The 24,418-nt window shown below is 67.4% G+C and carries 17 protein-coding genes; 8 read left to right on the forward strand and 9 right to left on the reverse strand.

The features are described 5' to 3' along the window. Positions 1-48: 48 nt before the first annotated feature. The 9 genes from FHR96_RS12000 to FHR96_RS12040 form a co-directional block, all read right to left on the reverse strand. Positions 49-1,476 carry a sodium:solute symporter family protein gene (locus tag FHR96_RS12000; RefSeq protein ID WP_183387922.1) on the reverse strand — a complete coding sequence of 476 codons (1,428 nt, stop codon included), beginning with the start codon at positions 1,474-1,476 and terminating at the stop codon, positions 49-51. Between the two features lie 240 nt (positions 1,477-1,716). Continuing rightward, on the reverse strand, positions 1,717-3,126 hold the full coding sequence (locus FHR96_RS12005) for an aminotransferase (RefSeq protein WP_183387923.1): 1,410 nt from the start codon (positions 3,124-3,126) through the stop codon (positions 1,717-1,719). 75 nt (positions 3,127-3,201) lie between these two features. Continuing rightward, the gene (locus FHR96_RS12010; protein WP_221195801.1) at positions 3,202-4,620 is read right to left on the reverse strand and encodes an APC family permease; all 1,419 of its coding nucleotides are present in this window, start codon (positions 4,618-4,620) and stop codon (positions 3,202-3,204) included. A 68-nt stretch (positions 4,621-4,688) separates the two neighbouring features. Then, positions 4,689-6,176, reverse strand: coding sequence for an aldehyde dehydrogenase (locus tag FHR96_RS12015; protein WP_183387924.1), 1,488 nt, complete (start codon positions 6,174-6,176; stop codon positions 4,689-4,691). A gap of 208 nt (positions 6,177-6,384) precedes the next feature. Next, positions 6,385-7,335 (reverse strand): LysR family transcriptional regulator, encoded by a 951-nt coding sequence (locus FHR96_RS12020; RefSeq protein WP_183387925.1) that lies wholly within the window; start codon positions 7,333-7,335, stop codon positions 6,385-6,387. A 177-nt stretch (positions 7,336-7,512) separates the two neighbouring features. Next, a complete protein-coding gene (argE, locus tag FHR96_RS12025) occupies positions 7,513-8,724 on the reverse strand; it encodes an acetylornithine deacetylase (RefSeq protein WP_183387926.1) in 1,212 nt (403 codons plus the stop codon). Between the two features lie 149 nt (positions 8,725-8,873). Further along, positions 8,874-9,548: a DUF1028 domain-containing protein gene (locus FHR96_RS12030; RefSeq protein ID WP_183387927.1), complete on the reverse strand. Its 675-nt coding sequence runs from the start codon at positions 9,546-9,548 to the stop codon at positions 8,874-8,876. Further along, a complete protein-coding gene (locus FHR96_RS12035; RefSeq protein WP_183387928.1) occupies positions 9,545-9,982 on the reverse strand; it encodes a RidA family protein in 438 nt (145 codons plus the stop codon). Before FHR96_RS12035 ends, FHR96_RS12030 begins: the two co-directional genes overlap by 4 nt. Continuing rightward, a complete protein-coding gene (locus tag FHR96_RS12040) occupies positions 9,982-11,331 on the reverse strand; it encodes a flavin-containing monooxygenase (RefSeq protein WP_183387929.1) in 1,350 nt (449 codons plus the stop codon). Before FHR96_RS12040 ends, FHR96_RS12035 begins: the two co-directional genes overlap by 1 nt. Positions 11,332-11,781: 450 nt before the next feature. On the opposite strand from FHR96_RS12040, the gene FHR96_RS12045 reads away from it, so the two are divergent. From FHR96_RS12045 to FHR96_RS12080, 8 genes are all read left to right on the forward strand, one after another. After that, complete coding sequence (locus FHR96_RS12045) at positions 11,782-12,207, forward strand: universal stress protein (RefSeq protein WP_183387930.1); 426 nt, start codon at positions 11,782-11,784, stop codon at positions 12,205-12,207. Positions 12,208-12,253: 46 nt separating this feature from the next. Then, positions 12,254-13,912 carry a BCCT family transporter gene (locus FHR96_RS12050; RefSeq protein WP_343066366.1) on the forward strand — a complete coding sequence of 553 codons (1,659 nt, stop codon included), beginning with the start codon at positions 12,254-12,256 and terminating at the stop codon, positions 13,910-13,912. Positions 13,913-14,407: 495 nt separating this feature from the next. After that, on the forward strand, positions 14,408-15,754 hold the full coding sequence (locus FHR96_RS12055; protein ID WP_183387932.1) for a UDP-glucose dehydrogenase family protein: 1,347 nt from the start codon (positions 14,408-14,410) through the stop codon (positions 15,752-15,754). A gap of 9 nt (positions 15,755-15,763) precedes the next feature. Next, positions 15,764-17,722: a glycosyltransferase gene (locus tag FHR96_RS12060; RefSeq protein WP_183387933.1), complete on the forward strand. Its 1,959-nt coding sequence runs from the start codon at positions 15,764-15,766 to the stop codon at positions 17,720-17,722. Beyond that, positions 17,719-19,362: a PilZ domain-containing protein gene (locus tag FHR96_RS12065; protein ID WP_183387934.1), complete on the forward strand. Its 1,644-nt coding sequence runs from the start codon at positions 17,719-17,721 to the stop codon at positions 19,360-19,362. The genes FHR96_RS12060 and FHR96_RS12065 overlap by 4 nt, the downstream gene beginning before the upstream one ends. A 65-nt stretch (positions 19,363-19,427) precedes the next feature. Next, a complete protein-coding gene (locus FHR96_RS12070) occupies positions 19,428-20,315 on the forward strand; it encodes a polysaccharide lyase (protein ID WP_183387935.1) in 888 nt (295 codons plus the stop codon). Between the two features lie 22 nt (positions 20,316-20,337). Next, positions 20,338-21,603, forward strand: coding sequence for an alginate lyase family protein (locus FHR96_RS12075; RefSeq protein ID WP_246392915.1), 1,266 nt, complete (start codon positions 20,338-20,340; stop codon positions 21,601-21,603). 46 nt (positions 21,604-21,649) lie between these two features. Then, positions 21,650-24,418, forward strand: a complete 2,769-nt coding sequence (locus FHR96_RS12080) for a tetratricopeptide repeat protein (protein ID WP_183387936.1) — start codon at positions 21,650-21,652, stop codon at positions 24,416-24,418.

Below are 24,418 nucleotides of genomic sequence, written 5' to 3' on the forward strand. Positions count from 1 at the left end.
AATCCCCCGAGGCATGTTCGAACCCCGCCGTTGAGCGGGGCTCGACATTCAGGTGGCATAGACCGCCACGCGCCGGGTCATCAGGCTCACGCCCACATAGCAGGCTGCCGAGGCCAGACAGCCGTAGAGCGGGCCCTGCACCCAGCCGAGGTCGCTGCCCAGCAGCAGCCAGGCGCTGACGCCGAACCCCGCCGCGATGGACGCGAAAGCGCCGGCGGCACTGCCCTGCCAGAACGTCGAGCACAGCGTCACGCCGAACAGCGAAGCCATCAGGGTGCCGTTACCGAGGATCCCCAGCCACAGGATCATCACCGGCGGCAGATAGGCCATGCCGATGAAGGCACTGACGCCGACGATCAGCACCATCAGCCGATTGAAGGTCATGGTGGTGGTGAAGCCTTCCCGCTTGCCGAGTGCCGACCGCAGGTCATAGGACAGCGCCGTGGACACGGTGTGCATCAGCGAGTTGGCCGTAGACTTCATGGCGAACAGGATGAACAGGGTCATCACGCTGGACATCAGCGGGCCGACTCCATGCTCCAGGAAAGTGGGCATGGCAAGATCCGGCGAGGCCAGCGACGGGAAATAGGCCTTGGCATAGAGCCCGGCCAACGGCGTGAAGTTGAGCGCCAGGCCCAGCACCGCTACCCAGATACCTACCCGAGCCATGCTCACGCCCTGCTTGATGGCCAGGAAGCGCACCGACATGAAGGGCAACGCCGCCGCCCACAGGAAGGCATAGGGCAGCAGCAGGAAGGCCGACGCCTTGCTGTCGCCGTAGGGCGCCCCCGTGCTGGGATTGGCAAGCTCGGGGTCGAGGGCATCCAGGCGACCGATCAGCTCGCCGAGCCCCACCTGCACGAAGATGACGTAGGCGATCACGCAGGACCCCATCACCATGCCCAGCACCATCAGTGCATCGGTCCAGGCCACGGCCCGCAGGCCGCCGAACATGGTGTAGCCGATGACCAGCAGCGTGATCAGCAAGGCGCCGGTGGTGGTCGATACGCCCAGCCAGCTCGAGACCAGCAGCCCGATCGCCTTGACCTGAGAGATCAGGAAGACGCCGAGCAGCAGGACGATGATCAGTGCGGTCAGGCCCTGCAGCCAGCGACCGGATCGTCCGCCGGAATGGGTCTGGGCGACGTATTCCGGCATGGTTCGGCTGCCCAGGCTGGCCGCCTTTCGGCGCAGGAAGTTGGCGAAGAACAGCGTGGCGATCAGAAAGGCAGGGGCATAGAAGACGTTGGAAAACAGCTCCAGGGAACCGTATTCATAGGCCACACCGGGAGAGCCGATGAACACGAAACCGCTGTAGCCGGTCGCGATCAGCGTCGCCGCAGCCACGAAGGGACCAAGGGAATTGTTGGCCACCAAGAAGCCGGACTCTTCCTTGTCACCCGCGGCACGCATGGAATGAAGCGACAGGCCGACCAGGATGGCGGCCGAGACGCCGAGCAGTATCCAGTTCAACATCGGGGCAGTTCCTTGTGGTTATCGTCTCGTGGGACATCAGCGGCGGCGGTCGAGGACCAGCGCCGTCACGGCCATCGCCAGGGTCACGGCCGAGGCGATGAAGAAGGCGAGAAACGTCCAGGATTCCATGGTGTCTCCTCCGGATAACGAGACACGCCCTCCCCGAGCCACGACGGAGCGCAGCGGAAAGCGTGCAGGGCCTTGGGTGCCCCGGTCTCGCGCGAGACCGGGGAGAGGGGATCAATCCGGCAGGTAGCCGTCGGCCTTGAGCGATGCGGTCGCGGCCTCGATGCTCTCGCGCAGGGTCGCCACCACGAAGTCGACGTGCTCGCGGGTCAGGATCAGCGTCGGGGAGAGGATGTTCATGTGCGCCAGGGGACGCACGATCAGTCCGCGCCGCTGACACTCGTCGGCAATGCGATTACCCACCTTGGCCTCGGGCGCAATCAGTTCCCTGGTTGCCTTGTCGGCCACGTTCTCCAGGCACATCATGAACTTGCGGCCTCGCACGTCGCCCACGATCTCGAGATCCTCGAGCTCGTGCAGGCGACGCTCGAAGTAGTCGCCCACCTCCTCGACGTGCTCGCACAGGCCCTCGCGCTCCATGATCTCGATGTTCTTGAGCCCCGCCGCACAGCTCACCGGATGACCGGAATAGGTGAAGCCGTGGGTGAAGATGGCGCCGTCGGCCTGTGGCTTGCTGATCACCTCGTAGATGCGATCGGAGAAGATCGTCGCCCCCAGCGGCAGGTAGCCGGAAGTCAGCCCCTTGGCACAGGTGATGATGTCCGGAACGATGCCGAACTCGTCCTCGGAGGCGAACATGTGCCCCAGGCGACCGAAGGCGGTGACCACCTCGTCGGAGACGTAGAGCACGTCGTACTTGCGGCACACCGCCAGGGTCTTGCGGTGATAGCCCTCGGGCGGCACGATCACGCCGCCGGCGCCCATGATCGGCTCGGCGAAGAAGGCCGCCACGTTGTCCGGCCCCAGCTCGAGAATCTTGTCCTCCAGCTCCTGGACCTTGGCATCGCAGAAGTCCTCCAGGCTCTGGCCCTCGGGCCGGCGATAGGGATTGGGACAGGAGATGTGATGCACCAGCTGGCGATCGATGTCGAAGCCGATGTGGTCGAACTCGACCCCGGTGATCGACATCGCCATGTAGGTACTGCCGTGGTAGCCGTCGATGCGCGAGATGATCTGCTTCTTGCTGGGCTTGTCGAGCTGGTTGAAGTAGAAGTGGATCATCCTCACGGCGGTGTCGTTGGCCACCGAGCCGCCACAGCCATAGAAGACGTGGTTGAGGTCGCCCGGCGCCAGCTCGGCCAGCTTGGCGGCCAGGCGCGCGGCCGGGGCGGTGGTGTGGTGGCCGAAGGTGGAGAAGTAGGGGATGTCGCGGATCTGTGCCGCCACCGCCTCGGCGATCTCGTCACGGCCGTAGCCGATGTTGACGCACCACAGCCCGCCGATGCCATCCAGGTAGCGCTTGCCATCGGCATCCTGGATCGAGACACCGTCGGCCTGTTGAAAGACCATGGAACCGGTCTCCTTGAAGGAGGAAAAATCGGTCCAGGGATGCATGAAGTGGTCGCGATCCTTCTGCCAGATTTCCTGTTTTTCGAGGTTGGCGGAGGCATTCTGACTGGTCATTGTGATTCTCCTTCGGGGTCGGGAGGCGGCGCCCGGGGGGGACCGCCTCGCGTTGGGTCCGGTTGTTGCGCCGTGTCAGCCTTCGGCGATCTCGTCGAGGGGCTCGGGCCGGAACAGCGGCTTCTTCATCACCAGCTTGATCCATGCCACGGCCACCACGCTGACCAGGCCCAGCACTACCCCGGCGCTGGTGAAGATCTGGCGCGTCAGCTCCGGGGCCGGCGAGGCGTAGAAGATGGCGTAGGCCATGCCGGCGATGCCGAGCAGCTGCGGCAGCGGATAGAACGGTGAGCGATAGGGCCGCTTGGCCTCGGGATAGCGCAGGCGCAGGGCGATGACGTTGACGTGAGCGATGATGTAGGCGATCAGCCAGGCAATGGCGGCAGCGATCAGCAACAGCTCGACGGTGCTCGGATCGTTGCCCCAGATCAGCAGCGGCAGCCCGGTCACGCCGGCGGTGAACAGCACCGCCACCCAGGGGACCCGGCTGCCGGAGGTCAGCCAGCCCAGTGCCGGGAAGGCCTGGCCCTGCTCGGCCATGCCCTGCAGCATGCGCGGCACCGCGGCCAGGGACGTGTTGACGGTGCTGCAGGTCGCGGTCACGGCCGCCACCGCCAGCAGGAAGGTGCCCGAACCGCCGAAGGCGGCGCTGGCGTACTCCAGGTGCGGCAGCTCGGCGGAAAGCAGCACTTCCTGCGGCACGTAGAACAGCGCGCCCAGGCAGTAGAGGGCGAAGACCGCGAAGATCACCGTCAGGCCGAGGTACATGGAGCGCGGGATGTTGCGCTCGGGGCGACGCGACTCGCCGACCAGCGGACACACGAACTCGGCGCCCACGTAGCCCCAGATGGCCAGCGCGATCAGCGTGAAGGCGCCGTTGCCAAGGTCGAAGCCCGCCGCCAGGTCGGCGGCATGGAACTGGTGGGGGGCGAAGCCGCCGGTCAGGGCGCTGACGCCGAGCAGCGTCAGGGCAACCACCATGGCGAAGGCCAGCACGTTCTGCAGCTTCGCGAAGACATCGATGCCGAGCAGGTTGAGCAGCGTGAACGCGCCGAGGATGCCGAAGGCGATGTAGTGGGTCCCCTCCACCGCCGGATAGAGCACGCCGAGCAGGTAGTTGACCAGCAGCAGCTCGGCGGAGAGCGCGAACATCGCCACCACCACATAGCCGGAGAACACCGAGAGGATCGCCGGAAAGTGGCCGAGGGCCACTTCGGTATAGGCACTCAGGCTGCCGGCGCGAGGAATCATCAGCGACAGCTCCGAGAAGGACGCCGCGTAGCACAGCGCCAGCACCCAGGCGATGGCCAACGGCACGATGAAGGCGGCGCCGGCGATGCCCACGCCCTGCAGCATCAGCACCATGACGCCCTGGGACACCACCAGGCCGACCGCAACGGCCATCAGCGATTTGAGCCCCAGCGCGCCGCGCGCTTTCTTGTGGCCAGCGGTCGCGACCGCCGCCGGTTTGGATATGGCATCTTGCATGGTCATCCACCCTCTTGTTGTTGTCGGGTTAGATGCCCGCCGGCGAGTCGCCGGCGGGCGGAGTCAGGGGCGATTCACAGGCGCACCCAGGTGGTCTTGAGCTGGGTGAACTTGTCCAGGGCGTGCAGCGACAGGTCACGACCGAAGCCGGATTGCTTGTAGCCGCCGAAGGGCGTGGTGAAGTCGATGGCGTCCACGGTGTTGACCGAGACGGTGCCCGCCCGCAGGCGCCGCGATACCCGATGCGCCCGGGACAGGTCGCGGGTCCACACCGAGGCGGCCAGGCCATAGATGGAGTCATTGGCGATGGCCACCGCCTCGTCCTCGTCGGCGAACTCGATCAGCGCCGCCACCGGGCCGAAGATCTCCTCCCGGGCGATGGCCATCCGCGGCGTCACGCCCTCGAACAGCGTCGGCGTCACGTAGGCGTCCTGCTCCTCGCCGCTGGGCGCCGTGCCCAGCGCCAGTCGTGCGCCTTCCTCGAGGCCCTGCGAGATATAGCCACGCACCTTGGCGGCATGGCCGGCGTCGATCAGCGAGCCGACGTCGGTGGCCGGATCCAGGGGATCGCCCACCACCAGCTCGGCGGCGGCGGCCACGAAGCGTTCGACGAAGGCGTCCTTGATGTCACGCTGCACGAGAATCCGCGAATTGGCCGAGCACACCTCCCCCTGGTTGAAGTAGATGCCCTGCACCGCCATCCTCGCCGCAGCCTCCAGGTCGCTGTCGGCGAAGACCAGATTGGGGCTCTTGCCGCCGCACTCCAGCCACACCTGCTTCATGTTCGAGCGGGCGGCATACTCCAGGAAGCGCTTGCCGGTCACGGTCGACCCCGTGAAGGTCAGGCAGTCCACGTCCGGGTGCAGGCCCAGGGCCTGGCCGGCGATATGGCCGTGGCCCGGCAGCACGTTGAAGACGCCGTCGGGAATCCCCGCCTCCTTGGCCAGCTGGGCCAGGCGCAGCGCGGTGAGCGGGGACTGCTCGGCAGGCTTGAGAATCACGCTGTTGCCGGCGGCCAGCGCCGGGGCCAGCTTCCAGGCGGTGATGTCGAGGGGGAAGTTCCAGGGAATCACCGCGGCCACCACGCCGACGGGCTCGCGGGTGATGGTGGCCAGGGTGTCGCCGTCGGTGGGCGCCACCTCGCCGTAGAGCTTGTCGGTGGCCTCGGCGTACCAGCCGAAGCAGCCGGCAGCGCCGGGAATGTCGAGCTCGAAGGCATCGCGGATCGGCTTGCCGGTATCCAGGGTCTCGAGCAGGGCCAGTTCCTCCTGGTGCTCCATCATCAGCGCCGAGAGACGCTGCAGCACCGCCTTGCGCGTTGCCGGCGCGGCCCGCGACCAGTCGCCGGCCTCGAAGCTCCCGCGCGCCGCTGCCACGGCTCGCTCCACGTCCTCGATACCGCAGGCCGCCACGTCGCCAAGGGCCTCGCCGGTGGCCGGATTCCAGGTGGTCAGCGTCTCACCGTCGTCGGCCGGGACGCGCCGGCCCGCGATGAAGGCGCCATCCGGCAGGGTCAGCCGGGTGCGCAGGTCACGCCAGTAGGACAGATCATGTGCCGCCATCGGGTAGGTCTCCGTAGTCAGTGCGTTGTTGTTGGGCGCCGGTTACGACCGTGGAATCACGATAGCCCCGGACTCTTGATTAACTAAAATATTTTTATTCGAAGAACAGCATCATTATTTCCTATGCAAAGGGCCATCGCTTGCCCTCCCCTGAGGGAGGAGAACCATCCATTCGTGCGATTCGTCCTTGCGGGTCGGGCGACGCCGCTCAGGGAATGGCCACCTCGGCCAGGCCGTCACCGAGCCGCGCGAACACCTCGCCGCGGGCTTCGGGGTCCTGCGCCAGGCGATGCATGGCCTCGGCGGCGGGGCTCAGGCGCAACCCGCGCAGGCAGGCGATGCCCATCGACAGCGGGCGGGCGTCGCCGATCAGCCGCAACGGCTTGAGGCCACCGCCATCGAGGGATTCGAGGGCGGTCAGTGGGGTATTGAACAGCGAGAAGCCGAAGCCGTTGGCCACCAGGCCACGCATCATGTCCATCGACTTGGCACGGTGGGCCACCGCCGGCGACAGGCCATGGTGGGTGAAGATCGACAGGAAATACTCACGGCTCAGCGGCCAGTCCAGCAGCACCATGGGATGGGCCACCAGTTCCTCCAGGGTGACGCTGTCGCGCTGCCCCAGCGGATGGTCGGCCGCCACCACGGCATAGGGAGGGAAACGATACAGCGGCGTGAACTCGATCTCCTCGGGCACCTCGAGATCGTAGGTGAAGGCCAGCTCGTAGTCGCCCTGGCCGAGGCCGCGGACGATATCCACCTGGTTCATCTCGTCGCAGTAGAGGCTCACCGAGGGATGGCGGTCGGCGAAGCGCCGCAGCAGCTGCGGCAGGAACACCGGCGCGAAGGTAGGAAAGGCCACCAGGCGCAGCTCGCCGCCGATCTCCTCGCCCAGCGACAGCGCGTACTTTTCCAGTCCTTCGGCATCGCGCAGCAGTTGACGGGCCCGGGTCAGCAGCTGCTTGCCCGACGGCGTCAGCGACAGCCCCTGGGCATGGTGGCGCACGAACAGCTGCAGCCCGGCAATTTCCTCGACCTGCTGGATGGCCGCGGAAATCGATGGCTGGGAAACGTGCAGCTTGCGAGCCGCCTGGGTGACGCTGGAGAGCTCCCCGGCGACCACGAAATAGCGCAGCTGCTTGAGGGTGAATTGACGCATCGATTCGCTACCGTCGCTGGACGAACAAGCTCGCCCCGCGACGGGCGCAGGGCAGTTGCGCTCAGCATATCAGGCGCCCGTGCCGGGCGTCTCGACGGAGGGCCATCCCTGCCGCCCCTCGACCGACGCCCCATCTCGGGAGCATCGCCGCCCTGGCTAACCGCCGGGGCGGCTCGATCATGCCGTGGCATCATCCAGCAGCTCGCCCGCGGCCAGGCGACGCCGCGCCTCGGGACCCGATAGGGCATCGATCAAGCGGACCAGGAACGCCTCGCAGCGGGCCAGCTGGCCGCGGGTCACGAACTCGTCGGGCTGGTGGCCCTGGGCCATGCTGCCGGGGCCGCAGACCAGGGTAGGAATACCCAACTCGCGCTGGAACAGCCCGCCCTCGGTGCCATAGCCAATGCGCTCGAGTTCCCGCTCATCGAGCAACGACAGGATGAAAGCCACCAGTGCATGGTCGTCGTCCATCGACAGTCCGGGATAGTCGCTGAGGCGCTCGAGCCGAATGCCCGCCTCGGGCGAGATCTCGCGCATCTCGGCTTCCAGGGCGGCGGCAACGGCCATCAGCTCGCCGAGCAGCGCCTCCGGGTCGTCCTCGGCGACGTTGCGTATCTCGATGTCCAGCCGGCAGTCCTGGGGCACGATGTTGAGCGCCGCCCCGCCCTGAATGGTACCCACCTGCAGGGTGGTGCAGGGAATCGCGAAGCGTGCGTCGAAGGGCCCGCGGGAGGCCTTGGCAGCGGCCGTCCGCTCGACCCAGGTGGCCAGCCGGGCGGCGGCGTGGATCGCATTGACGCCCTCGGGCGCCATGCCCGAATGACAGGCCTTGCCGCGCACGTGCAGGCGCACCGCGAGCTTGCCCTTGTGCGCCGTGGCCGGCTTCATGGAGGTCGGCTCGCCGACCAGGCAGGCCGCAGGACGTACCGGTTGGCAGGCGAGATCGGCGAGCAGGGTACGCACGCCCAGGCAGCCCACCTCCTCATCATGGGAGAAGGCCAGGTGCACGGGCACCGCGAGCTCGGACTCGACAAGCGCCGGCACGGCGGCCAGCACCGCCGCGATGAAGCCCTTCATGTCAGCCGTGCCGCGCCCGTACAGGCGCTCGCCCTCGACGGTCAGCCGAAAGGGGTCGACGCGCCAGGCCTGGCCGGTGACCGGCACGGTGTCGGTGTGTCCGGAGAGCATCACGCCGGGACGATCCACCGGGCCGATGGTGGCATAGAGGTTGGCCTTCTCGCCGGTCGCGTCGGTCACCCGCCGCGAGGCCACGCCATAGCGGGCCAGGTACTCCTCGATGAAGGCAATCAGCGGCAGATTGGAGCGATGGCTGGTGGTATCGAAAGCGATCAGCTCGGCGAGCAGCTCGACGACGGTATCTTGTGACATGGAGACCCCGGATGGTCAGGGAAGAAAACAAGGCAGCGATGACGATCGCAGCGGCTCGGGGCAGATCCGTCGACAGGTTTACCTCCTTTTCAACCTGTCCCCGGCGCCCCTCACCTTGTCCAGCGTGGGCCGGTCTGGCTAGAACGATATCAACGCTCGTCGCCCGGCACCCCATAGGACGGCGAGTCGTCGGGGCACACCGCTCGCAGCACATAGGCGTCGCGCTGAGGCAGGTAGGTCTCCCAGATCATGCGCAGCTCGGAAAGCGGGGCCACGTGCCAGTCGACCCGCAGGTCGACCACCGGCCAACGGGCCCGGTCGGTGACCTTCAGCCCCGCCGAATGGACCGGCCCCATCTCGCCCCCGGCAGCCAGACCAGCGTCCATGGCGGCCAGCAGGCGCTCGGCCAGCTCAGCGTCACAGGACTCGAAGGCCGCGACCATGGCATCGATCACGCCCGAATCGGCGAGCATGTTGCCACCGGCCACGCAGTCTCGGCCCTGCCGGGTGGCGTGAATGCCCAGGGTCTGTGCGCCGCTGTGCACCGCGCTGCGCCCAGCCGCATCGAGCACCTGAAGCTGGCGCCACTCGGGATACGCTTCGTTCTCGACGAGCCGCGCCAGCACGCCCTCGGCATCGAGCCCTTCCTGGAGCAGTCGCACGCCCAGTTGGCCGAGCTCGGGATTGGTCACGTTCTGGGTCAGCACCGCGCCCTTGCCGGGGGCGATGAAGGGGCAACGGCTGGCCACGCAGATGCTCGAGGAACTGATGGCGGTGCCGAACTGCCCCGTCTCGCGGCACACGCCGGCGATGGAAAAGGTCATGAGGTGCCCTCCTCGTCGCTTGAGGCATCCGGAATCACCGCGATCACATCGATCTCCATCAGCCACTCCGGCTGGGCCAGGCCGGCCACCACCAGGCCGGTGGAGATCGGGAAGACGCCCTTGAGCCAGCGACCCACCTCGCGATAGACCGGCTCGCGGAAACGCGGATCGGTGATGTAGGTGGTGGTCTTGACGATGTGGCCGAGCTCGGAGCCGGCTTCCTCGAGCAGCTGCGCGACGTTCTTCATCGCCTGCTCGGCCTGGGCCTGCGGGTCGCCCAGGCCGACCAGCCGCCCCTCGAAGTCGGTACCGACCTGGCCGCGGACATAGACGGTGTTGCCCGCCCTGACCGCCTGGCAGAGGTCGTTGTCCAACGCCTGGTTGGGGTACGTCTCCTGGGTATTGAACATGCGGATTCGGGTGTGCGTCGGCATCAGCTGGCCCTCTCTGCGCTGGCATCGTTGACCGATGGTTCGGATGGCGTGTGCGTTTCCTGGCGCTGTGCGGCCTCGTGATAGGCCAGGTACTTGCGCTGGGTGGCGATGTGGTCGGCAACGTGCTTGGCATCGTGCCAGACGCCCCAGATGAAACTGGAGCCACGGCGCGACAGCCACGGCAGCCCCACGAAATAGACGCCCGGCTCGCTCGACACGCCGCGCTGGTGCCGAGGCTTGCCGTGCTCGTCGAAGGCATCGACGTCCAGCCAGCCGTAGTCCACCGAGAAGCCGGTGGCCCAGACGATCGAGGTCACCCCGGCGGCGGCCAGGTCGAGCCCACGCAGCGGGCGGGTCACGCACTCGGGGTCCGGCAGAATGCGGCGGGCCTCGGGCTCCTCCGGCAGGTCGAGGCCATTGCGGGCAATGTAGTCGTCGGCGGCATCCAGCAGCGCCAGGTAGTTCGCATCGCCGCGGGCCAGATTGTCGGCCAGGTCAGGCTCGAAGGTCGCCACGCCATCCTCGAACGCCCTCGTCCGCCCCACCAGCGTCATGCCGCGATGGGCCAGGGCGCGGAAGTCCACCGTGTGCCCGCCGTTCGCGCCGCTCACGGCGATGGTGACGTGTTCGGTGCCGGGCCTCATGGCCTCGGCATCCCACTCGCCGAGCACGCCCAGCCACCAGCAGAAATCGCGGCCGCGATAGGCACGGGGCGGACGATCGTGCGGCCCCACCGACAGGTAGACCGGCTTGCCCGCACGCTGCAGTTCCTCGGCGATCTGCACGCCCGAGGAGCCGGCACCGACCACCAGCACGGCGCCCTCGGGCAATTGCCCGGGATGGCGGTATTCGGACGAGTGAATCTGCGTGAGCGGCGCCTCGTCACCGGGCGCGATCGGCGGAATCACCGGGTGCTGGAAGGGGCCGGTGGCCGCCACCACGCGGTTGGCCTGTATCACGCCCGCGGACGTCTCGACGGTGAAGCCCGGGCGACCGTCATTGCGATGTACCTTGTGCACGTCCACCCCGGTGTGGATGGGAGCCTGGCAGCGCCTGGCATAGGCTTCGAAATACGCCGCGACACGCTCCTTGGGGGCGAAGGCATCGGCGCCGATGTCGGCATCGATTTCCGAGAAGGTCATGCCCGGAAAACGGTCGTGCCAGGCCGGGCCATTGGCCACCAGGGAATCCCAGCGGGCCGTGCGCCAGGCCTCGGCGATGCGATGTCGCTCCAGCACCAGGTGGGGCACCCCGAGATTTCCCAGGTGCTCGCTCATGGCTACGCCGGCCTGACCGGCGCCAACCACCAGCGTATCGACGTTCATGTTCTCAAGCGCGAGCTCGGTCATGGGCGGTCTCCTTGTTGTTTGCGTCAACGTGCTGTCTTGTGTTGACACCTTATGAGCCGCCCTTGATTAGTTAAAATATATTTATTATTTAACCAGCATCATAAAAAACTATTCAAAGACCCTTGCTCCACGCTCCGCGGGGATTGTCCCTCAACGTTTTGGCAGCGTTCGGCACCGAGGACGCCGGAAGATATCCCGATGGCGCGAACGACGATGCCCCGAGAGGACGGATTGATTCACTAATCGGCTGTTATCAAAAAACCGAAACTCGATTAGAATCGCTTATCCGAAATGGCCCCATCGCCATTTCCCAGCGCGACATGACCCAGGGAGGGTGGAGTGAGGCGACGCTTGCTGCCGGAGCCCGTTGAAAAGCGGGCTCCCAGAATCGTCGTCCAGCGGCCACACTTAGCGTGTGATCCGCTGACACAACCCGTAAGGAGCGCAGGCATGTTCAAGAAGATCCTGGTGCCGGTGGACCTGGCCCACTTCGACGTGATCGAGCCATCGCTGCAGGTGGTTGCCGACCAGGCCAGGCACTACGGCGCGGAAGTCTGCTACGTGGCAGTCACCGCTACCACCCCGGGAGCCGTGGCACGCACTCCCGAGGAATACCAGCAGAAGCTCGAGGCCTTCGCCCGGGAACGCGCCAAGGTGCACGGCCAACCGGTCAGCGCCCGCGTCATTACTTGCCCGGATCCCATCGTCGACCTCGACGACGTTCTCGTCGATGCCATCGATGAGGTCGGCGCGGACCTGGTGATCATGCCCACCCATCCCCCCAAGCACCTGGATGTGGTCATTCCCTCCCATGGTGGCAAGGTCGCCACGCATACCCGAGCATCGGTGTTCCTCGTGCGACCGCAACAGGATTGATGCCACACTCACACATCGTTCATCGACGTCAACAAGGAGTCATCCCGTGACGAACGACAATAAAGCCCATGAGGCGACGGCCGACGAGGGCATTCCCGCCCCCGAAGGGCCGGCCAACCTCATCGACACCGATTACGTGATCGGCCAGGACAATATCACCACCAACAAGTTCGGCATGGACGTCGACTTGCACGGCAAGGTGTTCACCATCTCATCGCTGGTGATCCTGGTCTTCGTGATCCTTACCCTGGCCTTGCAGACCGAGGCCGAGCCGTTATTCAACGGTATCCGCAACTGGCTGACCAGTAACCTCACCTGGGTATTCCTGCTGGGTGGCAATGTCTTCGTATTAGTGGCCCTGGGGCTGGTCATCTCCCCGCTCGGCAAGGTAAGGATCGGCGGTGCCCACGCCACGCCGGACTTCAGCTACGCCGGCTGGTTCGCCATGCTGTTCGCCGCCGGTATGGGCATCGGCCTGATGTTCTACGGCGTCTCCGAACCCATGACGCACTTCTCCACGTCGCTGGGCGGCACCAGCATGGAGAACGGCATGCGCACCGACTGGGCGCCGCTGGGCGCGGCCGCCGGCAACGAGCCGGCAGCACAGACGCTGGGCATGGCCGCGACCATCTTCCACTGGGGTCTGCACCCCTGGGCAGCCTACGCCATCGTCGGTCTGTCGCTGGCCATCTTCTCCTTCAACAAGGGGCTGCCGCTGACCATGCGCTCGATCTTCTACCCGATCCTGGGTGAGCGCGTCTGGGGCTGGCCGGGCCACCTGATCGACATCCTGGCGGTGTTCGCCACGCTGTTCGGCCTGGCCACCTCGCTGGGCCTGGGCGCCTCCCAGGCCGCCGCGGGCCTGAACTACCTGTTCGGCGTTCCCAACACCGACGTCACCATGGTGCTGCTGATCGTGGGCATCACCGCGGTGGCGCTGTGCTCGGTGCTGCTCGGCGTCGACAAGGGCGTGCAGCGTCTCTCGCAGATCAACATGATACTGGCCTTCCTGCTGCTGGCCTTCGTGATCGCCGTCGGCCCGACCCTGATGATCGCCACCGGCTTCTTCAAGTACCTGGGCGCCTACCTGGCCGACCTGCCGGCGCTGTCCATGCCCTTCGGGCGTGAAGACGCCAACTTCAGCCAGGGCTGGACCGCCTTCTACTGGGCCTGGTGGATCTCCTGGTCACCGTTCGTCGGCATGTTCATCGCCCGGGTCAGCCGCGGCCGCACCGTGCGCGAATTCCTGATCGCCGTGCTGCTGGTGCCCACCCTGGTCTCCGTGCTGTGGATGACCGCGTTCGGCGGCACCGCCATCAACCAGTACGTCGCCGACGGCTTCCAGGGCGTCCAGGATGCCGCGCTGGAACTCAAGCTGTTCGTGATGCTCAGCCAGCTGCCGCTGACCGGCATCACCTCCTTCGTCGGCATCATCCTGGTGATCGTGTTCTTCGTGACCTCCTCGGACTCCGGGTCGCTGGTCATCGACTCCATCACCGCCGGCGGCAAGGTGGACGCGCCCAAGCCGCAGCGCATGTTCTGGGCGATCATCGAAGGCGCCATCGCTATCGCCCTGCTGCTGGGCGGCGGCCTGACCGCCCTCCAGGCGGCCTCGGTATCCACCGGCCTGCCCTTCACCATCGTGCTGCTGGTCGGCTGCTACGCCATCATCAAGGGACTGATGAGCGAACCCAAGAGCGTCTGAGGCAACACCTCGAACCTCTTACAGAAAGGCGGCCCACGGGCCGCCTTTCTCGTAGTGGCACCCTCCCTTCACCGCACCGGTGTCGACGCGTCGCAACACCCTCGACGCGACCATCCTGCCTGCGGCCTCGTTTCACGCCACCGCCGGCACCAACCGGTCTCGCCACAGGGCGCGCCTGGCAAGGCTCACAGCCCGATGTCCATCGCCCCCGGCAGCTTCCGGCGGGTCCGCGGAAGCCCTCGACGGGTCGGCCGAATATCCGGCCCCCTTTGCCACGACTGTTGCCCATCGACGACGTTTCTCGCATTCGGCCTCGCCCTTCCCTCATCGCCAAGGCCCGCCGGACCGCGATAACCCCCTGATGCAGAACACTGTTCATTAATTGGCGCGTTTCTTGCTACTGCCAAGGGCATACCCGCGTTCGCCAGCGCCCCGAGCCCCAGGTGGGCCAGGGCTGGCGTGCGTTCACGCTCAAGACCAGGAGCAAAGACGCCCATGAAGATCACCATTTTCGGTTCCGGATATGTAGGACTCGTCACCGGCGCCTGCCTCGCCGAGGTCGGCCACGAGGTGATGTGCGTGGACGTGGACGCCGACAAGGTGGCCCGGCTCAGCCAGGGAGACATCCCGATCTACGAGCCGGGACTCGAGACGCTGATCCACCACAACCTGGAGGCGGGTCGGCTTCACTTCACCGACGATGCCAAGGCCGCGGTCGATTTCGGCCTGCTCCAGTTCATCGCCGTCGGCACCCCGTCCGACGAAGACGGCAGCGCCGATCTTAGCCACGTGCTCAAGGTCGCCGAGACCATCGCCACCCACATGACCGACTACCGGATCATCGTCGACAAGTCGACGGTTCCCGTGGGCACCGCCAGCAAGGTGGCGCGCACCGTCGCGACCACCCTGGCGGAACGCAATGCGAACCTCGACTTCGATGTCTGCTCCAACCCCGAATTTCTCAAGGAGGGCGCCGCCATCGAGGACTTCTCCCGAGGCGCGCGCATCGTGATAGGCACCGACTCCGAGCGCGTTCGTGGCGTCATGCGCGAATGCTACGGCCCCTACAATCGCCAGCGTGACAAGCTGATGTTCATGGGCGTGCGCAGCGCCGAGCTGACCAAGTACGCCGCCAACGCCATGCTGGCCACCAAGATCAGCTTCATCAACGAAATCGCCAACCTGGCCGAGCGCCTGGGCGCCGATATCGAGGAGGTGCGCCACGGCATCGGCAGCGATCCGCGCATCGGTTATCACTTCATCTATCCAGGCTGCGGCTACGGCGGCTCCTGCTTTCCCAAGGACGTCAAGGCGCTGGCGCATACCGCGAAGGCCGCGGGCTACCCCGCCGAGATGATCCACGCCGTCGAACGGGTCAACGAGCGCCAGAAGAACCGCCTGTTCGAGATGCTCTGCCAGGCCTTCAACGGCGAACTGGCCGGCAAGACCATTGCGCTGTGGGGGTTGGCCTTCAAGCCCGAGACCGACGACATGCGCGAGGCCCCCAGCCGTGCCTTGATGGAGGCCCTTTGGGCGGCCGGGGCTCGAGTCCAGGCCCACGATCCGGAAGCCGCCGAGGAGTGTCGCCGCCTGTATGGCGAACGCGACGACCTGACATTGACCGACCAGCGCGATGCGGCCCTTGAGGGCGCCCATGCCCTGGTCATCTGCACCGAATGGAAGGCCTTTCGCACCGTCGACTTCGATGACCTGCGCGAACGACTGCTCGAGCCGGTCATCGTCGATGGCCGCAACCTGTTCTCGCCGCACAGCGCCCAGCAGGCCGGGCTCACCTACTACGCCATCGGCCGCGGGGCGTCGGTACGTCCCGTGGTGGTCTGAGGGCACGCCATGTCGAAGCTTCCCGATCACACTTCCGTGGCCAGCAAGGTAACCGAGCTCACCGCCCTGGTGCTGCTGCTGACCCTGCTGGTGGTGCTGCTCAGCGAACTGCCGGCGGAGGTCTTCTCGCCGGCCTCGAAGAGCTTTTTCTTCGCCATCGGCGCCATCGGCGCCTGGCGCTACACCTGGTGGTTCGTCCAGGCGCTGCGCTCGGTGTGGTACAACCGACGCGTCTTCCCGCGCCTGCGCGCCGCCGCGGACGCCGCCGGCGAGGCGGCCCGGCCCGGCGAACTGTACGTGCTGTGCACCTCGTTTCGCATCGACCCGGACGTCAGCTATCGGGTCTACGAGGCGCTGGTGCGCGAAGTCCGCGACTACGACGTGCCGACGACGATCTTCGCCTCGCTGTCCGATCGCACCGACGTCGACATCATCACCCACGTGATGGAAGACCTCGGCTGGCCGAGCAACGTCGAGCTGCGCTACATGTTCCAGAAGGGCGACGGCAAGCGCTCCGCCATGGCCGAGGTGCTGCGCGCCATCTCGCGCCGGGCCCCGGCCCCGGATGCCCTGCTGGTCTCGATGGACGGCGACATCCTGCTCGAACCTGGCACCCTGTCGCGCTCGCTGTCGTTCTTCCACACCGATCCAGAACTCGGCGCGCTGACCACCAACAACAGCGCCATCGTCACCGGCGGCGACGTCACCAAGGAGTGGTACGACCTGCGCTATGCCCAGCGTCACCTGGTGATGAGCTCGCTGTCGGTATCGCGCCGCCTGCTGGTGCTGACCGGCCGCTACAGCGCCTTTCGCCTGGACCTGGCCACCCAGCCGAGCTTCATCGAGCTGGTGGAAAACGATCGCGTGGACCATTGGCGCTTCGGCAACTTCAAGTTCCTCTCGGGGGACGACAAGTCCACCTGGTACTGGCTGCTGAAGAATGGCTGGCGGATGCTCTACCTGCCGGACGTCTACGTGTCCGGCTTCGAGGAGCTCCCGGACCGGCGCCGTTTCTTCAAGTCGACCACCGACCTGATGCGCCGCTGGTACGGCAACATGCTGCGCACCAGCGGCCGGGCGATCGCACTGGGGCCGCGCCCGATGGGCATGTTCACCTGGTGGAGCCTGGTCGACCAGCGGCTCTCCATGTGGACGACCCTGATCGGCCCCATGGTGGCGATCCTGGTGACGCTGTTCGTGCGTCCCTCCTTCCTGTTCGCCTACGCGCTGTGGATCCTGTTCACGCGCAGCATCTCGACGCTGATCCTGGCCTGGCAGCGCGGCCGGTTCAGCCTGCTGTGGATCCCACTGATCTACTACAACCAGGTCTTCGGCGCGCTGCTCAAGACCTACGTCAGTTTCCGCTTCAACCGCCAGAAGTGGTCGCGCCAGGGAATCTCCGCAGGCGAGCCCGGCGATCCCACTGCGGTCGCCCGCCAGCGGCGCATGGGCCATGTGCTGCATGGTTTCTTCGTCGCCGTGATGCTCTACGTCCTGGTGCTCGCCACCGGCGTGATGCAGCCCCCCGACCGCACCGCCATGGCCATCCTGCGCGGCCCCGACGAGAGCGAAGCGGCAACGGGCACGGCCAACCGCTGGCTGGCCACGATACTGGTCGACGGCACCTCCAGCGGCGCCGTGCGCCTGCCCCCGGCGCACCTGCGCCTGGATGCCGGCCTGCTCGACGAACTGACCGGGCTCGGCCAGCCAGGCGTCGACCGCCTGATCGGGGCAAGCGGCGAGCAGGCGACCACGCTCGACATCGGTCCGGCGCTGGCCCGCCATGTCCGCGACGCCAGCGGGCGCCCTCTCGATTCGCGCCGCCCCCAGTCTTGCCACGCCTCGCCAGGCTGCGCCCTCGAGCTGGACGACGGAAGCGTGGCCCTGGTCGACCTGAATATCCGCCTACAACCTGACCGCACCGACGGGCGCCGGCCCCGGGAGAGCTCTCCAGGAGACACCATATGACCGACTATTTCGCCGACACCCATGACCGCCGGGAACCCACCTTGCACGACCGGCGCGATGCCGACGCAGGCACCCGCGAACCGAGCGAGGCCGCCCCTCGCGCCGCCAGCCACGACGCCCGCGGCCACGACACCAGCGACGCCGGCATCGGCCCCGAGCGCCGGGGCCACTGGCAGCCAAATGCCGGCGGGGCCGGCATCGCCCACGAACGTCGCGACGAACGCCGCTATATCCGCGTGGCCAGGTCCTTCCAGGTGCAGATGGAAGACGGCAACGTCTTCGACGGCGTCGATCTTTCCCAAGGCGGCTTCGCGATCCACAGCCCCCGGCCGATCCGCCAGGGCGCCAGGATCAAGGCCTCGCTGCTGATACTGGCCGGCGGCGCCGAACTGATCATTCCCGTGGCCGCCGAGTGCCGACACTCCACGGCCGGAGAGCAGGGCCATACCGCGGGCTTCGAGATCACCGACATCGCCCCCGGGCATCTGGAACTGCTGCGTCGCGTGGTGCGCGCCAGCCTGAGCGGTCGCGAGATGGACATCGAAGGCCTGATGGCCGGCGAGGATCCGCAGACGCCCCGCAAGCGCCGCAGCGGCGAAGGCACGTCCCATGCCCAACCCGCCCAGCGCCCTCCCAAGCCCCTGGGCCGCTATGTCGTGCTGTTCATGGCCCTCGGCCTGCTGGGCGTGGTGGCGGCCGCCACGGCCTATCGCAACTTCATGCTGATCGAGCCGAGCTTCGCCGCCGTGACCGCCCCGCGCATCGACATCCGCGCACCGGGGCCGGGCATCCTGATGGCCCACGACCTCCAGGCCGGCGACCGGGTGGAGCGCGACGAGAGGCTGACCAGCGTCAAGAACGTCGACCTGGAGTCCGATCTGATCCTGGCCCAGGCGGCCCAGCGCTACAACAGCCAGCTGATCGAGAATCTCCAGGAGAACCTCGATGCCGGCACGAGCCAGGTCAGTCTGGCCAACTCCGCTCGCCCGGCCAACGGCGAATCGGTCAGCTTCGAGACGGTGTCACCGGAGATCGCCCGGGCGCGCATCGACCAGTTCGAGACCGCACGCGATTTCCAGAACTCGCGGATCACCGCCCTGGAAGCCCGGGAGTCCCAGAACGAGATCTACAGTCCCTGCAACTGCCTGGTGGCCTGGGCCCTGAGCAGCTCCGACGGCACCTACATCAACGAGAGCGAGCGCATCATGACGCTCATCCGCACCGGCGATAACGACATCATGGTCGAAGCCCTGGTGCACATGGACGACATCGATCGCATCGACCCCAACCAGAAGGCCTACATCTCTCTGCCCCACACCTCGGGGCCGATCAGCGCCCGGGTGCGCAGCGTGGCGCTGGACATCGAACGCCAGCCGCGCGCCGGCTTCCCCAGCTGGGTACGCCAGCAGCAGAACGTGGCCAGCGTGCTACTGGTTCCCGAGCGTCCGCTGCCCGCCGCAAGCGTCGGCACGCCGGTCGACGTGCGCTTCACCGAGGCCCCACTGATCGGCACCACGGCCGAGTGGGTCTGGCAGGGCGCCCGCGCCGTCGGCCAGCTGTTCGGCGGCATCGTCGAGCGCTTCACCGGCGCGGACAACGACGAGGCGCCCCTCCCCGACCAGGAACGCCAGGCGAGCTGACCCCGATTGCCTCTTCGCAAGGACATCCCGGCCGCCCAAGCGGCGGCCTCCGACAGGAGCCCGATATGTCTGCCAACCGACTTCCTAACGGCACGCGTCGCCTCTTCATCCTGATGCTGGCGGCCGCGCTACCCGGCCTTGCTACCACGGCCCAGGGCAGCGAGGACGCCGAGCTGACGATCCCCGGCGAACCGGCCTGCTCGACTCGCTATCCACTGGTCGCCGCCCCGGCGCCCGCCACCCAGGCCGAGGATGCCAAGGCCGCCGTGCGCGACGGTTTCGGTACCCAGCGAGACTGGGGCACCGACGAGAACGTCGAACTGCTGGCGGCCACCGAGACCGGCCTCGAGGAAGCCGGCCTGCGGGTGCTCTATCCGGCGGGCACCTCCTCGCCCGGCGACACCGACAAGGGTGGCGCGGGCTTCTATGCCAAGCCCGGCGCTCTGGCCGGCGCCGAGCGCGCTTGCCTGCAGTACCGGGTTCGCTTCGAGCCCGGCTTCGACTTCGTCAAGGGCGGCAAGCTGCCCGGGCTGTTCGGCGGCGAGGCCCCCAGCGGCGGTGAGGAAGCCGACGGCAAGAACGGCTTCTCCATGCGCTACATGTGGCGCACCGACGGCCAGGGCGAACTCTACGAGTACGCGGTCGGCCAGGGCGAGGAGTACGGCAAGTCGGTGGGCCGGGGGCGCTGGACCTTTCCCACCGGCCAGTGGGTGACCCTCGAGCAGGAGATCATCCTCAACGACCCCGGCCAGGACAACGGACTGGCCCGCGTGTGGGTGAACGGGCGACCGATCCTCGAGCAGCAGGGCATCGTCTATCGCACCACCGACGCGGTGACCATCGACGGCCTGATGTTCTCCACCTTCTTCGGTGGCCACGGCGAGGACTGGCGCACGCCCCGCGATCAGCGGGTCGATTTTGCCGGCTTCCGCTTCTATGCACCCCGCACCTGATCCAGCGGCACGAGGAGAGCCGATGTCCATGCCCCAGCCTAGCGGCTCACGCCGCTCCCTCCTGCCCCGTCGCCTGTTCGCCGGGGTCTCCCTCGCCCTGTGCGGGCTGGGCGCGGGCGGGCTGCCCGCGGCCCAGGCCATGACCCTCGAGGAACGCGCCGAGCTCGATCTTTCGGCGTATGAGGTGACGTCCCCCGACGCCTCCTATTTCGACGTCGAGAAGCGCATGGCGATGCTCGAGGACACCGACAATCCGATTCTGCTGCAGGAGATCGACCAGCTGTCGACGGGCACCAGCTGCGAGCAGCTGCTGGCGTACGAGCCCATCGACACCCGCATGCGGATTCCAGGCTACTACCCCAGCCCCAAGGAGTGGGAACTGGCCTCGGAGCCGCTGTTCCAGTTCGAGGACAACGTCTCTCACCTGGCCGGCAGCTACGTGGCCACCGGCGACGCCTACTACGCCGAGTGCCTGGTGCGCTTCCTCGACAAGTGGTCCCAGGACGAGGCGCTGACCAACTTCTACTACGACTCCATGGAGCCACAGGCCTGGTTCGCCACCGAATCGATGATCTTCGCCGCGGCCATGGCCTACTCGGTGGTGCGCCCCGAGATCGAGGGCATGCAGGAGGAGCGCGAGCGCATCGAGCGCTGGCTCAACGGCCTGGCCCACCAGCATTCCGACATCCAGGGCCAGCCCGGCAACAGCTGCTGCAACAACCACTTCTACCGCCGCGCCCTCTACGCGAGCATGGTCGGCGTGCTGACCGAGGACGACGAACTGTTCCGCTTTGGCGTCAGCGCGATCTATTCCGCCCTGCACGACATCACCGAGGAAGGTGCCCTGCCGATGGAGGTGGCCCGCGGGCGGCGCGCCACCCACTACCAGAACTATGCCCTGCTCTACCTGATCACCAACATGCGCGTCATCGAGCGTCAGGGCTACGACATCTTCGACCTGGAGGTCGACGGGCACACCATCCGGGACGCCGTCGACTTCGCCCTGGACGCCTTCGAGAGCCCCATGGCCCTGGGCGACATGGCCCCACACGAGCAATACACCGGCTTCCTCAAGGACAGCCAGTACTTCTCGTGGATGGAGATCTACCAGTCCCGCTACCACGATCCGCGGATCGCCGACTTCATTCGCCGGCAGCGTCCCATCTACAACCGCAGCGCCGGCGGCTACATGACGCTCTACGTCATGGCCACCGACGCCCAGCAGAACATCGTCATGGATGAGAAGCAGCGCGAGGACGCCGCCTTCAAGGGCCTGAGCGAGCAATGAGCGCTCGCCCCGACGTTCATCCATTACCGCGAGGCAAACCGACATCATGACCAAGTTTCCACATCCCCCCCACTCCCTCGGCCAGTTGCCGAGGCGCAAGCTGGCCGTCTCGGCCACCCTGTTGGCCTTTCTAAGCGGCTGTGCCGTCACCCCGCAGCCCGACGCCCACGTCACCGCCCCCGTGCCGCCCCAGTACGCAGACTGGTTCGACGGCGGCCAGCCACGCCCCCTGGAATGGATGCACAAGAACACCGTGGAGAAGGCGCATCAGCTGCTGGAGGAAGGCCACAGCCAGGAGGCCATCGCCGAGCTCGAGACGCTGATGCAGAAGGGGCTGCCCAAGGGCTACTACGAGATGGCCAAGATCTTCGACCAGGGCAAGGGCGTGCCTGCCGATCCGGAGCGCGCCGCTCGCCTGTATGCCGAGGCCATCAAGACACCCTCCTACATCCTGGGCAACGCCTCGCTCAAGCTGGCCGAGCTGTATCGCGAGGGACGCGGCGTCGAACGCAACGACGTACTCGCCTACTACCTGTTGCAGCAAGCCACCGACGAGGAGGTCGGCCCGCGGGCCGACGCCGCGCTTGCCGAGCTGCTGGCCGAGGGCGGCCAAGGGGTCAACGCCGATCCCGAACTGGCCGCCTCGCTCTATCAACGCGCCGCAGAGGCGGACAACGAAGACGCCCTGGTCGCCCTGGCCAAGGCCCATGGCCCCGGCGGCTGGATGAAGGAAGATCCGGCACTCACGCAGCAATACGCCCAGCGCTATGCCAAGCGACTGGAACAGCGTGCCGACGGGGGCGACGTCAATGCCATGACCAAGCTCGCCTCCCTGTATGGCGAAGACGGGCTGCTGGGCGACCAGCCACAGCGCCGCATGCAGTGGCTGACTCGGGCCGCCGATGCCGGCGAATCCGGCGCCCTGAGCCAGACCGGGCGCACCTTGCTGGAGGGCAATGACCCGCAGCGCGGCCTGTCGATGCTCGAGCAGGCCGCCGAGGCCGGCGACGTGTCGGCGATGGAGGCTCTGGGCAAGGCCCTGCTGGAAGGCGGCAACGGCGTGGCCCACCGCCCCGACCAGGCGCAGCACTGGCTGAGCGCCGCCATCGCCCAGGGCTCGGTCAACGCCAAGGTCACCCTGGGCCAGGCGCTGCTCACTGGCGAGGGGCTGCCCGCCCACCCGCAGCGGGGCATCGAACTGTTGGAGCAGGCCGCCGGTCAGGCCGACGGCCTGGCCTTGGCCCTGCTCGGCGCCTACTACCTCGACGACGAGGCCCACGCCAGCCAACCGCTCATGGCACGCGACTACCTGGAGCGCGGCCATGAGCTTGGCCATCCCTACGCCACCCAGCAGCTGGGGCAGATGTACCTGGAAGGCCGCGGCGTGGCCCCCGACGGCAGTCGCGCCGAGCAGCTGCTGAGCGAGGCCGCCGAACAGGGCCAGACCGCCGCCCTGCGCCTGCTCGGCGAGGGCTACCTGGCAGGCGAGGTGCTGCCCTATCACCCCTCGAAGGCCGAGGAACTGCTGACCCGGGCGGCCGAGGCCGGCGACGCCTCCGCCAGGACGGCGCTCGGCGCCGGCTACCTGGACGGAACCCTCAAGCAGCGTCGACCGTCCCGCGGCGTCGCGCTGCTGGAAGAAGCCGCCCAGGAGGGCGACGCCTACGCGATGGTGGTGCTGGGCCGCGCCTATCGCAAGGGCGAGGGCGTCCCGCGCGACCTCCAGAAGGCCAGGCAGTGGCTGACCCGGGCCCGGAACGCCGGGCACCCGTCGGCCGAAGAGGCACTGGCGCAGCTACGCTACGACCAGGGCGAGGCCGGCAACATCGAGGCCCTGGTCCAGGCGGCGGAGGACGGCCACCCCGGCTCCATGGCGACCCTGGGTGAGGCGTTCCTCAACGGGCGCGGCGTGCAGCAGAACCTGCGACAGGCGCGCATCTGGCTCACGCGCGCCGCCGACGAGGGACACGCCGGTGCCGCCGCCGACCTGGGCCGCATGTATCTCGACGGCCACGGCGTCCCGCGCGATCCGGCCAAGGGCGCCCACTACCTGCAGCGCGCCGTCGGTGCTGGCCACGCCGGCGCCCGCGCCGACCTGGGCGAGCTGTTGTTGACCGGTCGCGGCCTGCCCGCCGACCCCGAGCGCGGCTTGCGCCTGCTCGAACAGGCCGCCGCCAACGGCAATGGCGGTGCGCGGCTCACCCTGGCCGAGGTGTTGCTGGAAGGCAAGCATGTCGATCAGGACACCCAGCGAGGTCTCGAGCTGCTGCGCCAGGCCGCCGACAGCGGCGACGACTACGCCGCCCAGCTGCTGGGCGCCACCTACCTCGAGGGCAAGGGAGTCAGCCCCGATCCACAGCAGGCCGAGACCTGGCTCAGCCGGGCCAGCGAGGCCGGCAACCTGTCGGCCCGCACCCTGCTGGGCACCGCCCTGCTGCGCGGCGACGGCGGCATGCCCACCGACGTCGAACGCGGCCGACGCCTGCTCGAGCAGGCCGCCGAGCAGGGCCATGCCGGTGCCCAGGCGACCCTGGGCCGGGAGCTGCTGCGCGGCGAGACCCTCGACATGGACCGTCGCCAGGGCGCCGACTACCTGCTGGCAGCCGCTCGCCAGGGCCACGAGACCGCACGCCTGGCGCTGGCCAAGGCCTACCTGACCGCCAACGGGCTCGAGAACGCCAACCGCGAGCAGGCCTTGCTGTGGCTCGATGAGGTAATGGAAGGCGACGGCGAGATGGCCGCCCAGACGCTGCATGACCTGCTGTCCGACGAGGACGCCATGGATGCCCTGCGAACGGCATCGGCGCAGCGCTGA

The organism is Halomonas organivorans (assembly GCF_014192055.1).
Taxonomy (GTDB): Bacteria; Pseudomonadota; Gammaproteobacteria; order Pseudomonadales; family Halomonadaceae; genus Halomonas; species Halomonas organivorans.